This window comes from Allocatenococcus thiocycli, from assembly GCF_921292965.1.
GTDB classification, from domain to species: Bacteria; Pseudomonadota; Gammaproteobacteria; order Enterobacterales; family Vibrionaceae; genus Vibrio; species Vibrio natriegens.
Genome location: NZ_CAKLCK010000037.1, coordinates 44170 through 57546, shown reverse-complemented (window position 1 = coordinate 57546; position 13377 = coordinate 44170). Strand labels below are relative to the sequence as shown.

At 43.8% G+C, this 13377-nt stretch carries 14 protein-coding genes; 12 read left to right on the top strand and 2 right to left on the bottom strand.

The window, feature by feature from the left end; genetic code table 11:
* Positions 1 to 152 precede the first annotated feature (152 nt).
* From L9Q40_RS14990 to rmf, 6 genes are all read left to right on the top strand, one after another.
* Positions 153 to 695: a cell division protein ZapC gene (locus L9Q40_RS14990; protein ID WP_014231886.1), complete on the top strand. Its 543-nt coding sequence runs from the start codon at positions 153 to 155 to the stop codon at positions 693 to 695.
* A 496-nt stretch (positions 696 to 1191) separates the two neighbouring features.
* Positions 1192 to 3315 (top strand): bifunctional 23S rRNA (guanine(2069)-N(7))-methyltransferase RlmK/23S rRNA (guanine(2445)-N(2))-methyltransferase RlmL, encoded by a 2124-nt coding sequence (gene rlmKL, locus L9Q40_RS14985; RefSeq protein WP_014231885.1) that lies wholly within the window; start codon positions 1192 to 1194, stop codon positions 3313 to 3315.
* Between the two features lie 14 nt (positions 3316 to 3329).
* Positions 3330 to 3572, top strand: a complete 243-nt coding sequence (locus L9Q40_RS14980) for a glutaredoxin family protein (protein ID WP_014231884.1) — start codon at positions 3330 to 3332, stop codon at positions 3570 to 3572.
* A complete protein-coding gene (locus L9Q40_RS14975) occupies positions 3550 to 5469 on the top strand; it encodes an ABC transporter ATP-binding protein (protein ID WP_498793753.1) in 1920 nt (639 codons plus the stop codon). Before L9Q40_RS14980 ends, L9Q40_RS14975 begins: the two co-directional genes overlap by 23 nt.
* 7 nt (positions 5470 to 5476) lie before the next feature.
* Positions 5477 to 7198 carry a DUF3466 family protein gene (locus L9Q40_RS14970; RefSeq protein WP_498793751.1) on the top strand — a complete coding sequence of 574 codons (1722 nt, stop codon included), beginning with the start codon at positions 5477 to 5479 and terminating at the stop codon, positions 7196 to 7198.
* Positions 7199 to 7369: 171 nt separating this feature from the next.
* Positions 7370 to 7543 carry a ribosome modulation factor gene (gene rmf, locus L9Q40_RS14965; RefSeq protein WP_014231881.1) on the top strand — a complete coding sequence of 58 codons (174 nt, stop codon included), beginning with the start codon at positions 7370 to 7372 and terminating at the stop codon, positions 7541 to 7543.
* Between the two features lie 166 nt (positions 7544 to 7709).
* Here the strand turns inward: rmf and fabA are convergent, their stop codons facing one another.
* Together fabA and L9Q40_RS14955 are read right to left on the bottom strand one after the other, a co-directional pair.
* Complete coding sequence (gene fabA, locus L9Q40_RS14960; protein ID WP_014231880.1) at positions 7710 to 8228, bottom strand: bifunctional 3-hydroxydecanoyl-ACP dehydratase/trans-2-decenoyl-ACP isomerase; 519 nt, start codon at positions 8226 to 8228, stop codon at positions 7710 to 7712.
* A gap of 70 nt (positions 8229 to 8298) precedes the next feature.
* Complete coding sequence (locus L9Q40_RS14955; protein WP_498793750.1) at positions 8299 to 9939, bottom strand: AAA family ATPase; 1641 nt, start codon at positions 9937 to 9939, stop codon at positions 8299 to 8301.
* Between the two features lie 211 nt (positions 9940 to 10150).
* On the opposite strand from L9Q40_RS14955, the gene matP reads away from it, so the two are divergent.
* The 6 genes from matP to L9Q40_RS14925 all read left to right on the top strand — a co-directional run bounded on the left by matP (position 10151) and on the right by L9Q40_RS14925 (position 13196).
* Positions 10151 to 10600 (top strand): macrodomain Ter protein MatP, encoded by a 450-nt coding sequence (gene matP, locus L9Q40_RS14950; protein WP_014231878.1) that lies wholly within the window; start codon positions 10151 to 10153, stop codon positions 10598 to 10600.
* A 10-nt stretch (positions 10601 to 10610) separates the two neighbouring features.
* The gene (locus L9Q40_RS14945) at positions 10611 to 10922 is read left to right on the top strand and encodes a DUF3634 family protein (protein WP_065296848.1); all 312 of its coding nucleotides are present in this window, start codon (positions 10611 to 10613) and stop codon (positions 10920 to 10922) included.
* Positions 10923 to 11042: 120 nt separating this feature from the next.
* Positions 11043 to 11363, top strand: coding sequence for a hypothetical protein (locus tag L9Q40_RS14940; protein WP_498793749.1), 321 nt, complete (start codon positions 11043 to 11045; stop codon positions 11361 to 11363).
* 390 nt (positions 11364 to 11753) lie between these two features.
* Positions 11754 to 12230 (top strand): GNAT family N-acetyltransferase, encoded by a 477-nt coding sequence (locus L9Q40_RS14935; protein ID WP_498793747.1) that lies wholly within the window; start codon positions 11754 to 11756, stop codon positions 12228 to 12230.
* A 108-nt stretch (positions 12231 to 12338) separates the two neighbouring features.
* Positions 12339 to 12809 carry a GNAT family N-acetyltransferase gene (locus tag L9Q40_RS14930; RefSeq protein ID WP_498793746.1) on the top strand — a complete coding sequence of 157 codons (471 nt, stop codon included), beginning with the start codon at positions 12339 to 12341 and terminating at the stop codon, positions 12807 to 12809.
* 9 nt (positions 12810 to 12818) lie between these two features.
* Complete coding sequence (locus L9Q40_RS14925; protein ID WP_498793745.1) at positions 12819 to 13196, top strand: PH domain-containing protein; 378 nt, start codon at positions 12819 to 12821, stop codon at positions 13194 to 13196.
* Positions 13197 to 13377: the final 181 nt, after the last annotated feature.

The following is a 13377-nucleotide window of genomic DNA, read 5'->3' as shown; positions in this document are numbered from 1 at the left end:
TCGCTGAGTTTACATTAGTTATTACAAAAAAAGAGGATCTTGTTTCCTCTTTTTTTTTGTCCGTTCATTTGTAGAATTTAAAAATCATGAGTAGGTAATTAAGCGTCTTACCTCTTTACCACTGATTTAACTAGTCAAGAGAGAACGGAACAATGCTTAAACCCAGCGACAAATGGAATTGGTATTATGACGAGCATAAAGCTTGTTTAATGCTGGATTTGGGGGAGGAAATGATTTTCCAAACCAATCTATCCCGAAAGCTGTTAGTCAACTGCGCCTTCTCAAACAACGAATTTACTGTCGATGATGCTAGTGCGTTTCAGACCTTTAATGAACGTATTCGCTGTCTCGATATCAGTGAATACCGTCAAGCAGAGCTAACCCTATACTGCGTAGCTGCTAAACGCTTCCATAAGCCAGTACAACCTAAAAGTTGGTTTTTCGATGCTCAGTCTTCTGGATATGAGCCAGAAGAAGGGGATATGGTCTTCCTGACGAACCAATACTCTGAAGGTGTCTTCATTGTACTTGAGCCTGGAGAAACCTCTAGCTTGTGCCTTTACGTGGGACAAGAAGAGTTTGTGCTTGATGGAAGCAAGTCTCTGCCATTTGGCCAACCGATTAAAGTGATGCACGACCGTATGGCGTGTGCAAGCCACCTGTTTGTGATGGCACCCATGGCCATGGTTGGATAACCTGATTTAATTTCTTTATTTCGTTCCTTTGTTTGCCTTAATCGACCGCTTCAGGTCGATTTTTTTTATCCGAACACTTCACTCTTTTCACATAAACACCTCTGCAACTGTACATTTTTCGTGCACTTAATCATGAGGTAGGTCACTTTTATTCCACTTTCTTTAAATTAGTTTCTCTTAATGTTAGGCAACTCGGCGCTTAACATTCACCTATTTATTCCCCTATATCAGAAAAATGTAATTAAATAACAACTATATTTAATTCTTGGTATAGACCAAAATGAGTGTAAATAAGTATTCACTATCGCTGTGCGGATAGCATCTTGGTTAAAAGGAGGACGAGATGAATTTTGATTAAAATGCAAAATGTAGGAACTTTCAGATCACTTAACTGGTGAGTGTTTGTGCTAACGGAAGGGAAAATACCTTTAAAAACGAGGCATTGATCGTAAAGTCAGGTATAATTGAAGCCATTTTTTATCAGCGAAAGAACACTATGAATCAATATCTCGCGGTAACTTCAAATGGCATGGAAAATTTGCTTGTTGAAGAACTGACTAAACTAGGCATCGAAAATGCGAAACCAGTACAGGCAGGCGTAAAATTTAAAGCGACAAACGAACAAGTTTATCGCTGTTGTTTGTGGAGCCGTTTGGCGTCTCGATTTGTACGTGTTTTATCTGAATTCACCTGTAACGATGATATGGACTTGTACCTTTCTACAATGGCCATTAACTGGGTGAACCAATTCCATAGTTCAAAGCGTTTCGTTGTCGACTTTAACGGTACAAACCGTGAAATCCGCAATAGCCAATACGGTGCGATGAAAGTAAAAGATGGCATCGTCGATTGCTTTGAAAAGAAAGGATTACCACGTCCAAACATCAGCAAAGAGCGCCCGGATATCCGTGTTCACGTTCGTTTGCACAAAGACAAAGCACTGCTTGGTGTGGATATGGTGGGTAGTGGACTTCATCAGCGTGGCTACCGTCCGGAATCAGGCCGTGCACCTCTTCGTGAAACATTAGCTTCTGCGATCATCATGCGTTGTGGTTGGGATGGCCATCAGCCTTTACTCGACCCAATGTGTGGTTCAGGCACGCTACTTATCGAAGCCGCGATGATGGCAGCCAATATGGCGCCTGGTGTTAAGCGTAAGCAATGGGGCTTTGAATCGCTAGAAGACTTCGAACCTGAGCTGTGGGCAGAGATTAAATCTGAGGCCAATGTTCAGGCTCGTCGTGGTGTCAAAAAAGTTGACGCAAAGTTTTTCGGCTTTGATAACGACCCTAAAGTATTGAAAGTCGCTCAAGATAACGCTCGCAGAGCAGGTGTTGAAGAGCTGATCGAATTTGCACAAGGTGACGCGGCAACCATCACTCGTCCAGCAGGATTTGAGCATGGCGTTATTGTTTCTAACCCTCCGTATGGTGAGCGTTTAGGTACAGAGCCTGGCTTGATTGCGCTATACACCGCATTTGGTGGGCAGCTTAAATCTGAGTTCGGTGGCTGCAAAGCGTCGATTTTCTCTAGCTCTGATGAATTGCTTAGCTGCCTTCGCATGCGTGCGGATAAACAGTTCAAGTTAAACAATGGTGCGTTACAGTGTCACCAGAAGAATTACAGCATTGCAGAACGCAGTGTTGATGAAGTGAAAGGCGCGGATACCAATGTACAAATCGCACCTGACTTCTCTAACCGCCTGAAGAAGAACATGGGTAAGATTGGTAAGTGGGCTCGTAAAGAAGAGTTAGACTGCTACCGAATCTACGATGCCGATCTTCCTGAATACAACGTTGCAATTGATGTATATGGCGATCAAATCGTTATTCAAGAGTACGCTGCACCTAAGAACATCCCAGAAGAAAAAGCCAAACGTCGTTTAACCGACATCATCCGTGCAACTATTCAGGTAACGGGTGTGGAAGCGAACAAAGTCGTACTTAAAGTTCGTGAGAAACAAAAAGGCCGTAATCAATACCAGAAACTGGGACAAGTCTCTGAAACGCTGGAAGTTCATGAGTATGGTGTGAAGCTGATCGTAAATCTTCACGACTACCTTGATACGGGTCTTTTCCTTGATCATAAAATCACTCGTCGTCGCATTGGTGAAATGGCAAAAGGGAAAGATTTCTTAAACCTGTTTGCTTATACAGGTAGCGCTACGGTTCACGCAGCCGTCGGTGGTGCTCGTTCAACCACGACAGTTGATATGTCTAACACCTACCTGAACTGGGCGAAAGACAATATGCAGCTTAACGGTTGTGTAGGGCGCCAGCATCGCTATGAGCAAGCGGATTGTCTGCAGTGGTTAGAAAATGCAAAAGGCGAGTACGATCTTATCTTTATTGATCCACCGACGTTCTCGAACTCTAAGCGTATGGAAACGTCGTTCGATGTTCAGCGTGACCACATTAAATTGATGAAAAACTTGAAGCGTCTGCTCAGAAGTGAAGGCACTATCGTGTTCTCAAACAACAAGCGTCATTTCAAGATGGATGAAGAAGCGTTGGCTGAATTGGGTCTGAAGGCTCAAAACATTTCTTCTCAAACGCTACCGCTGGATTTTGCTCGTAACAAACACATTCATAACTGCTGGTTGGTTACACACGCAGAGTAAAAAAGGATTTTGAAGTGCTGACTTTGTATAGCACAGAGGGCTGCCATCTTTGTGAGATGGCATTCTCTCTAATAACTGAGGTCGGTCTGGCGGAACAGACTGATATCGTCGACATAGCGTTCGATGATGAACTATTTTCTCGTTACGGCGTCACGATACCCGTACTCAAATATCAAGATTCTGAGCTGAACTGGCCGTTTGACTCAGAGCAACTTACAAATTGGTTGGAAAATAATGGCATTACTTACCATTCATAATGCGCAGTTGGCATTTGGCGATCATCCGTTACTCGACCATGCAGAATTTGCCTTACAAGAAAACGAACGAGTGTGTTTAGTTGGGCGAAATGGTGCCGGTAAGTCTACGTTGATGAAAGTGCTTGCTGGCGACATTGTACTGGATGACGGAAAAATCCAGATCACTCAAGACGTCGTCGTCTCTCGTTTAGAGCAAGATCCACCACGCAACCAGGAAGGCACCGTTTACGAATACGTATCAGGTGGCTTGGCCGAAGTCGGTGAACAGCTAAAGATCTATCACGATCTTCTAGATCTTGTTGCTCAGGACCCAAGTGAAAAGCACATTAATCGCTTATCTAAGGTTCAGGAGCAACTTGATCATTCCAATGCATGGCGCTTTGATGATCGCGTTAACAATGTTTTAAGTGCGCTGAAACTGAGCCCGGAAACAAAGCTGACGGATTTATCTGGTGGTTGGCAACGTAAAGCAGCACTGGCGCGTGCACTTGTGTGTGATCCTGATGTACTGCTTCTGGACGAACCAACTAACCACCTTGATGTAACAACTATCGAATGGTTAGAGAACTTCCTGAAAGACTTTAAAGGTTCGATCATCTTTATTTCTCACGACCGTGCTTTCATTAAGTCGATGGCAACACGCATCGTGGATCTCGACCGTGGTCAGCTTGCTTCATTTCCGGGTGATTACGAAGGCTACCTGACAGAAAAAGAAGAGATGCTTCGTGTTGAAGATATGCAGAATGCAGAATTCGACAAGAAACTTGCTCAAGAAGAGGTATGGATTCGTCAGGGCATTAAAGCACGTCGTACTCGTAATGAAGGCCGTGTGCGCGCACTGAAGAAACTTCGTGAAGAGCGCCGTGACCGCCGCGATGTGCAGGGTAAAGTTAACCTGAATATCGATGATGCCTCTCGCTCCGGTAAAATCGTCTTTGAAGCTGAAAACGTATCCTTTGCTTATGAAGGCAAAAAAATCGTTGATAACTTCAGCTTCAATATTATGCGTGGCGATCGAATCGCACTAATTGGTCCAAACGGCTGCGGTAAGAGTACGGTACTTAAGTTACTTTTAGGCCAGTTAGAAGCACAGTCAGGACGTCTGCATTGTGGCACTAAGCTTGAAGTTGCATACTTTGACCAGTACCGTGAGGTATTAGACCCAGAGAAATCTGTGATTGATAACCTGGCTGATGGTAAGCAAGAAGTCATGGTTGGCGGTCGTCAGCGCCATGCTCTGAGTTACCTGCAAGATTTCTTATTTGCACCAAAACGAGCAAGAACACCAGTTAAAGCGCTTTCCGGCGGTGAAAAAAACCGTCTATTATTAGCGCGTATCTTGCTGAAACCAAACAACTTACTTATTCTTGACGAACCAACCAACGATTTGGATATCGAAACGTTGGAACTTTTAGAAGAAATGCTTGCCAACTATCAGGGTACGTTACTGTTAGTAAGCCACGACCGTGAGTTTGTTGATAATACGGTGACAACAAGTTGGATCTTCGAAGGAAATGGAGTCATCGAAGAATTTGTTGGTGGTTATCACGATGCAAGACAGCAACGTGAGCAGGTACTGGCCGCTCGTCAGTCGGTTGAAAAAGCAGCGAGTAAAGAAAAAGTGGTTGAGGAAACTCCCAAAACACCTCAGCCTAAGAACAACTCGAAGAAATTATCATATAAGCTGCAAAGAGAACTAGAAGCTCTTCCAGCTAAACTAGAACAATTAGAGTCGGATATTGAGACGCTGCAAGAACAAGTGAATGATCCGGAATTTTTCGCTAAATCTGTAGAACAAACTCAACCGGTATTGGAACAGCTTGCTGCTCTTGAGCAGGAGTTGGAAATCGCATTCGAGAGATGGGAAGAACTCGAAGCAATGCAACAGGATAGTTAAGAATTCAATGAATTGTAGTCACAAATTCAAACTAACCGCCATCGCGATGATGGTAGGTTCATCAATGAGTGCAAACGCTGCATTGTATCAAGTTATCGAAGTTTCACCTGAGGTAAACGGTGACGTTGTCGATTTTGAATCGGCTTATGGTGTCGCGATTCAGCAGGGTGATGTTGAGGATGCCTCTACAGGCTCTCCATTTGCTCTAGGGTGTTTTGATTCAACAGCAAACTGTACAGATGATCAATTTAAGCTGGCCGTAGAGAGCCGTACAACGCCATTATCGGCAGGTCAGGCAGTCGACGGTATTAGCTACCGTGAAGAAGTACCATTTGGAATGGACTCTCGATTTTCTTACGTAGACGATCGTGATGATTTTGAAAGTTACTGTTATTACAACCTTGGCTACAACACCTGCGAGACATGGTCTGCGGTAAACATTGTGCCTTGGGAGAACGAACGCTACAAAGACTTTACCTCAAATGCTTTGGCATTTGTCGAAGGTGATAGCGCGGCGTACACAAATGAGTACAACAACGTTATCAATAGCTTAACATCAACCGGTGAAGCAGTTGGTAACCAAAGCGTAATCAGTGCAGAAGATTCATCTACGCTAGAAACGCGTAACACAGTGGTTGCTCCGGTTACTCCGAATATCGTTACCGAAGAAGATCAAGCGGCTGTTGTTGAAAGCCATGCGTGGAAAACAGATGGTACTTTCACATCGGGTAGTGTTTCGCGTACAGCAAGCAACAATAATGGTACTCACCATACCTCTAAAGCTGCTATCTGGGACCAGAACGGTAATGTTTCAGAGCTATCGTGGCCAAGTAATACGTCAAGCGACAACAATCGTCTGGCACAAGGTAGCATGCGTGATTTCATCGTTGATGATAAGACAGTCTATGGCGTTGGTTACAACACGTATTCTGACAACAACTACATGAACGCGACCGTGTTTGTGGGCACGCTTGCGTCTGAAACATCGATCGAAAACGTTACTTGGTCGAACAAAGTGGTAACTGGCGCACGTCAGAGAGAAGACGGTGATACCATTCACTCGAACTCACGTCTGACAGCCGTTAACTCAAACTTTGTTGGTATCGGTGAGGCAAAACGCAGTATCCCGACAGCGGGTGCATATCCTAATCGTTTGTTTATCGTACCTGATGTTCGTTCTGACTCTCTAAGCGCAGTGTACCCAACTTCTGGCATCTTCTTTAATGGTGCGGGCGGTAAAATGGGTGGCATTAACGCTTACAACGAAATTGTCGGTCAGATAGACGCTGACTCTACGCGTGAAGATGACGGTAAGCCACGTCGTAAGCGCGGATTCATTTACCCATATAGCGCAGACGGTGCAGCAAGCGAACGTGCTGAATCACTATTCGGTGGTAAGGCATGGCTTCTAGATTCACTGACTAACGGTGGTGACTACTCTGACGCGAACAACCAGTTCCGTATCATCGATGCAACAGACATTAACGATGCAGGTGTTATATCAGCCACTGCATTGAAGTGTTCTGGCGGCTATAACTCTGCAGCGCATAATGCCTCTTGTGATGTTAACGAAGAGGTCGTTGCGGTTAAACTAATGCCTATTCCTGATCAAACACAGGACGACATCGTTTCTCGAAACGTGGAAGAAGAAAGTGCGACACGCGAAGGTGCCGGACTTGGTTGGTTAGCTTTGACCATGCTTGGCTTGTTTGGGTTCCGTAGAAAATAGTTAAAAAATTTTAATACAAGCACAGACTCACAGATTTGAGTCTGTGCTTTTTTTATGCCTTGAGAAAATTCCAAAGTTGATCGATTCTTGTAGTTGGAGTCATAAAAACTCCATTAAAGTTTCACAAAAACAGAAGCAATTTTTCAAATGGATCTGTATGAGGAATTACCTATGAAGAGACAAAAGCGTGATCGCCTAGAACGAGCTCAATCTCAAGGCTATAAAGCTGGGTTGAATGGAAGGTCCCAAGAGGCTTGCCCATATCAACAAGTTGATGCTCGGTCGTATTGGTTAGGTGGTTGGCGTGATGCCAGAGATGAAAAAAACTCTGGTCTCTATAAATAATAACTCCCACATACAATAGAAGGATTTGAAAGGGCTCTTAAAAGAGCCTTTTCTGCATTCTACGCATGAGAAAATTGACAGGCATGGGTATCGCGGAATACAAAAAGTTTGAGATACAAAAAAGGCTCCAACCGGAGCCCTTTAAGAAATAGCAGAAAATCTTAGCTTAGAAGCTAGAAGTGTCCTGGAACAAACCAACTTTAAGATCTTTCGCTACGTAGATTTCTTTACCGTCTACTAATACACGGCCATCCGCCAGACCCATAACAAGCTTACGGTTTACGACGCGCTTCATGTGGATTTCGTAGGTTACTTTTTTCGCTGTTGGCAGGATCTGACCTGTGAATTTCACTTCACCTACACCCAGAGCACGGCCTTTACCTTCACCGCCAATCCAGCCTAGGTAGAAGCCAACAAGCTGCCACATAGCATCTAGGCCAAGACAACCTGGCATTACCGGGTCACCAGGGAAGTGGCAATCAAAAAACCAAAGATCTGGAGTAATATCCAATTCCGCTAGAATTAAGCCTTTACCAAAGTCACCTTCCGTTTCTGACATTTTGGTAATACGATCCATCATAAGCATGTTTGGCGCAGGTAGTTGTGGGCGACCTGGGCCGAATAGCTCACCTTGGCTCGAAGCTAGAAGATCATCACGATTATAAGAATCACGTTTGTTTTGCATTATCAATCACTCCAATTTTTGACAGATGCATCTTAGTGAACACGTGTACGCTAAACAACTCCGATCAGTACTAAACAAACCAGTTTTTGATACGCTGCACAAATCCTTCCGTGTGTTCATGTCTTTCAAAGTTTTCAATACGTTCAGCAATTTTTCCAATAATGCTGTCGTCTTCACCACGGAATGGTTTACCCATCAAGATAGGAATGGCTTCATCGACAGTCGATACTGACCAAATGTTGAACTCTCCATTCTGAATGCTTTCTATGACGCTTTTATGTAAGGCTAAGTGCTTAAGATTCGTCTCAGGTAGAATCACACCCTGACGCCCGGTAAAGCCTTGATGCTTACAAACCTGATAGAAGCCTTCGATTTTTTCATTCAGACCACCAACGGCTTGCACGCGACCAAATTGGTCCACGGCACCCGTGACGGCGATCTGTTGGTCCACCGCACATTCAGACAATGCACTTACTAAACAGCATAGTTCAGCAAGCGAGGCGCTATCGCCATCAACTTCACTATAAGACTGTTCAAACACAATAGAAGCGGCGTAGGGTAATGGTTCATCAAAATTTAGCGCAGAACTCAAAAACGCCTGCATGATCATCATACCTTTGGCGTGCAAGTTGCCGCCGAGTTCAGCTTTACGCTCAACGTCCGAGACATCACCGTCACCAAAGTGAATCACACAGGAAATACGTGCAGGCTCGCCATAAGACACAGGGTGGCCTGCCATATCAATAACCGTTAAGCCATTAATCTGACCAACTTGTTCACCGGTTGTTTCAATGATCACCTGACCATCAAGTATGTCGTACACGGCACGTTGCGGTAGGTAAGATTCACGGTAGTATTTGTCGTCAATCGCATTGTCTATCGCCTTGAAGTCAATCACTTCTGAATCACAGTGTTGGCTGGCAAGGGTTAAAAGCTGACAATGCCACATTACGCCAAGGGGAAGATAATGCTGGTCTTCCATTTCACGCATACCAGCGAGCATAAGTCTTCGATATGCGTCTTTATCCAAACTTGGCAGGTTGTACTCCGCACACACCCAATTCACATAACCCAGGTAGGAAGATAAATTGTCCTGAGATAAGTGGATGTCTTCTTCAACCTCGGTATACATACAAAGGCCTGATGAGAAATCCTCATCGACATATTCAAGTTCTGCTAACTGGCTTCTGTCACCCGTTACAATGAGCTTTACGTCATATGTGTTTGATGTAACGGCAGGCACAGCAACGCGCGTAGGGCTCATGTTCATTGCAGCAAATGGTTGCTTTTGAATGGCCGCTTTAATACTTGGCCAGTAGCCAGGGTTTGCCAGAATCAAATTGGCAGGAACCATGAGGTAACCGCCATGCGCTTGAGCAATGAGTCCCTGTTCTAACGTCACTTCGCCATTCTCAGCGATACTGTAACGATCAAACAAATGTTTCGCGTCGAGCGATTCGGTTGTCACCACTGGCGAAGAAGCACTTTGTTCGACCGCCTTACTGATAAATCCACGGTATATTGAATTATCAACGCAATTAATCAGTAGGATACGGGTAAGGCCACCAATGTTTGTGAAGCGAGAAATTGTGGCGGACATTCGAGGTTGTAGATCAACAAATGTCTTCTTTGGTAATGTCGAAGCGGAGTTCAATAATGCTTCGTATTCATCGAACGAAGGCGTAACGTCTTGCCAGTTAAGTTGGTTCATTAAAATTCATCATCATTTAATTTGGCGCCATTATAGCGAAACCGCCAATAACTCCCTAGTCCCAATTTCTACAATAACAATTCGGTACGGGTTAGCTTGCTCAAGACTTAGACAAATGAGTGATCAGCATCGATACTTCATAGAGATTTGTTTGCTGATCTTAAATAACTGGGTTACGCTGTCACTAGGTGAGAAATATGGGTCGGAAAGGATGAAATATCAGCAACTTGAAAATTTGGAATGTGGGTGGAAGTGGAACTATCTGATCAAGAAGTGGAAGGATGGAGAGGCGATAACGCGTCATATTGACTCCAGTGAAGCAGATGCCGCAGTCGCTGAGCTACGACGTCTTGAGCACGAACCTACACAAGTACTGGCATGGATAGATAACCACATGTCAGAAGAGCTTGAGAATAAGCTAAAGCAAGCAATTCGTGCAAAACGCAAACGCCATTTCAATGCTGAACAAGTTCATACTAAGAAGAAGTCCATCGATTTGGATTACCGGGTTTGGGAAAAGCTGTCCAGCCGAGCGAACGAACTAGGCTGTACACTATCTGATGCGATTGAGTATCTGCTTTCCGAAGCATCAAGAAGTGAAAAAGCAAGCCAGAAGGTAACGTCAATTAAAGAAGACTTAAGTAAGCTGCTATCCAGTTAAGGAGTATTAAATGTTATACGTAATATTGATTGCTGCTGTTGTTATCTTTTGGCTGATTGCTGTTGACCGACCAGTGCTTAAGGTGTCGTTTGACGATGGCCATATCACGAAAGTAAAAGGCCACATGCCGCCGTCTTTTAAACACAACTTAGAAGACATTAGCGAACATAGCCCGTTCACTGGAGAGATGAAAGTTTATAATCAGCGTACCGGTATGCGATTGGTCTTTTCTAAAGCGGTACCGAAGAAAACCCAACAACGAATTCGAAATGTTTTCCCTCATCAAGGCTTTAAAACAGCCAAAGGCAAAAAGCGCGCTTAGTCTACATATCAATTACTTCTTCACGTTAAATGGGACGCAAAATAGCGTCCCATTTTTGTATTTAAAACCTAGAAAACTAACATAACCACATATCTATCAATTGTTTATATGGGGTTCTGTATGCGCTACGTTGTCACGTTATTAGCCTTTGTACTTTTTAGCTCTCCGACGTTTGCGGATGATTCACAAACCAATCCGGTAGCGAAAAAGATTAAAAATAAGCTTCAGCGGAAAGTCACTAAGCAGTTCGATGAGTATCAGGGCTATTGCGATGTCATGATAGAAATGGTGCACAAGGGAAGTAAAGCATCCATTAAGCGAGTATCAGGGACTGGTGACCAGGTTGTGTGTCGATACGTGAAATCCAACTTAAAAATCGGTCAGCGTTTTAGATACAAGGTTCCTGAGAAGTATATCCGACTCCATATTACAACGAATTAAGAACACCGGATCATTTTACCTTGGCTCCAGAGCTTCGCGGCAACAATGCAAGCGAATGTAAAACCTTGCGACGTGCTTCGTAACCCTACAAATGACGGTTTACACAATGAGCTCTCTGCTCATAACATAGCGAAGTCGATTGGCCTCGACTGGCTTACACATTAGAGTCGTATTGATTACTCTAATATGAAGCCAACACTAAAGCCGAACCTTAGCGATGGGGTTCGGCTTTTAGTTTTGGGTCTGAATATCAAAAAGCACCAAATGAAATGCGTGCCTGTCTTGTCGAGTCTAAAACGGTTTATAAACGAGAAGTTTGTGACGAATACTAGCAAGCTGTATTATTCTTCCTGTTGATTAACGATAACGCTTTGGATCTTCTGGGGAAGTATGCAGTTAACCGAGTTTAAACAATCTCATTTTAAGCAGCTGGTGGAATGGATTAAGACCGATGAGTTGAATTACTTATGGGGCGGACCAGCATACACTTTTCCATTGACTCAAACACAAATCAAACGACACTGCGCTCAGGCTGAAGTGCATCCTTATCTTGTCACTATGAATAGCGACAATGTAGGGTTTATCGAACTGTACAAAGTAGCAGAAGATCATTATCGGATCTGTCGAGTTTTTATAAGCGAAGAGTTTCGTGGGCAAGGGCTCGCAAAGAAGATGATGACGCTAGTGATTGATAAAGCGCGAAATGACTTGTCTGCCGAAATACTGAGTTTAGCGGTCTTTGAACATAATACGGCGGCCAGGAAATGTTATGAATCTCTGGGTTTTAAGACGTTAACGGTTGAATCCGGTACCAGATACTTTAACGGCAAGTCGTGGAAGCTGTTACGCATGGAAAAGCAATTTTAGTGTCTTTCGGCTGCCATGCGCTCATCTCAAGCTTGGGCTTGTCCATAGAGTATTACCATTAGCCATTCACTATCTACCTTAAGAACCTGACCAATCACGGAGCGAGAAATGGAATTTGTTCCCGTAAACATCGAACAGCAATTAGATTTATGTATAGCCTTTCGTAGAGATGCTTATGCAGTCAGTTATGGCAGCCTTGATGGCTTTAATACTGAAGAGACGGCTGCATGGTTTGAGAGATTGGCGTCTTTGCCGGATGCTGGTTTTTATCATGCTATCAAAAACGATGAAACCATTGGTCAAATCGAGTTTAGGAAAGACTTGATTGACGATGACGGCTTAAAATATGGCTACATAAACCTTTTTTACTTAAAACCGGAGTTTCGTGGACAAGGTTTGGGTAGCGAGTTGCAAGACTTCATATTTTCACAATTAAAATCTGCCAAATGCCAGTATGTCCAGTTAAGGTATTTACCAGCCAATAGCCAAGGTGTTGCGTTCTATCGTAAACATGGCTGGAAAGACGTTGGTGAGATGGATACACGAGGGCAACTGGCTCAAAAACGCATACCTGAATAGGAGATAGTCATGATCGATTTTGAAAACTCATCGGTGTTTAAGCTAAAACCGATTGAAGAATCGAAGGTGAGAGAAGATTTCTACAAGTTTCTGATTGATGGCGAAGAAATCATTGCCGCTTTCAAAAGTATCCGCGATCAAGTGGTTTTCACCAACAAACGAATTATTGCTGCGAACGTTCAGGGGATTACTGGCTCAAAAGTGGACTATACATCGTTACCGTATAGCAAGGTAAACGCGTTCTCTGTTGAAACGTCCGGCACATTGGATCTGGATTGTGAGATCGAGCTTTACCTGAGCGAGGTTGGTAAGGTGCTGTTTGAGATTAAAGGATCTTTTGATCTGGTGACGTTCAATAAACACATCAGCCAATGTGTGATGGGCTAACAAGCTAGCTTTATAGATTCACTACGCACGGCATTTTGAAAGCGTTACACTCAATTTTATGGTAGCTGGTGGCGATCAAGATGCCTTGAAGCTAGGAAAAGTAGGGTACTTGAAGCTTCGCTAATGAATAAGCGAGTAGGGAGCCGCTACTTTGGTAAAGTTGATTAACCTCGACTGGCTT

Coding starts and splice junctions, on each gene's coding strand:
- L9Q40_RS14975 (WP_498793753.1), top strand. CDS start 3,550: ATGGCATTACTTACCATTCATAATGCGCAGTTGGCATTTGGCGATCAT.
- L9Q40_RS14955 (WP_498793750.1), bottom strand. CDS start 9,939: ATGAACCAACTTAACTGGCAAGACGTTACGCCTTCGTTCGATGAATAC.
- L9Q40_RS14925 (WP_498793745.1), top strand. CDS start 12,819: ATGATCGATTTTGAAAACTCATCGGTGTTTAAGCTAAAACCGATTGAA.
- L9Q40_RS14930 (WP_498793746.1), top strand. CDS start 12,339: ATGGAATTTGTTCCCGTAAACATCGAACAGCAATTAGATTTATGTATA.
- matP (WP_014231878.1), top strand. CDS start 10,151: ATGAAATATCAGCAACTTGAAAATTTGGAATGTGGGTGGAAGTGGAAC.
- rmf (WP_014231881.1), top strand. CDS start 7,370: ATGAAGAGACAAAAGCGTGATCGCCTAGAACGAGCTCAATCTCAAGGC.
- fabA (WP_014231880.1), bottom strand. CDS start 8,228: ATGCAAAACAAACGTGATTCTTATAATCGTGATGATCTTCTAGCTTCG.
- L9Q40_RS14935 (WP_498793747.1), top strand. CDS start 11,754: ATGCAGTTAACCGAGTTTAAACAATCTCATTTTAAGCAGCTGGTGGAA.
- rlmKL (WP_014231885.1), top strand. CDS start 1,192: ATGAATCAATATCTCGCGGTAACTTCAAATGGCATGGAAAATTTGCTT.
- L9Q40_RS14990 (WP_014231886.1), top strand. CDS start 153: ATGCTTAAACCCAGCGACAAATGGAATTGGTATTATGACGAGCATAAA.
- L9Q40_RS14970 (WP_498793751.1), top strand. CDS start 5,477: ATGAATTGTAGTCACAAATTCAAACTAACCGCCATCGCGATGATGGTA.
- L9Q40_RS14945 (WP_065296848.1), top strand. CDS start 10,611: ATGTTATACGTAATATTGATTGCTGCTGTTGTTATCTTTTGGCTGATT.
- L9Q40_RS14940 (WP_498793749.1), top strand. CDS start 11,043: ATGCGCTACGTTGTCACGTTATTAGCCTTTGTACTTTTTAGCTCTCCG.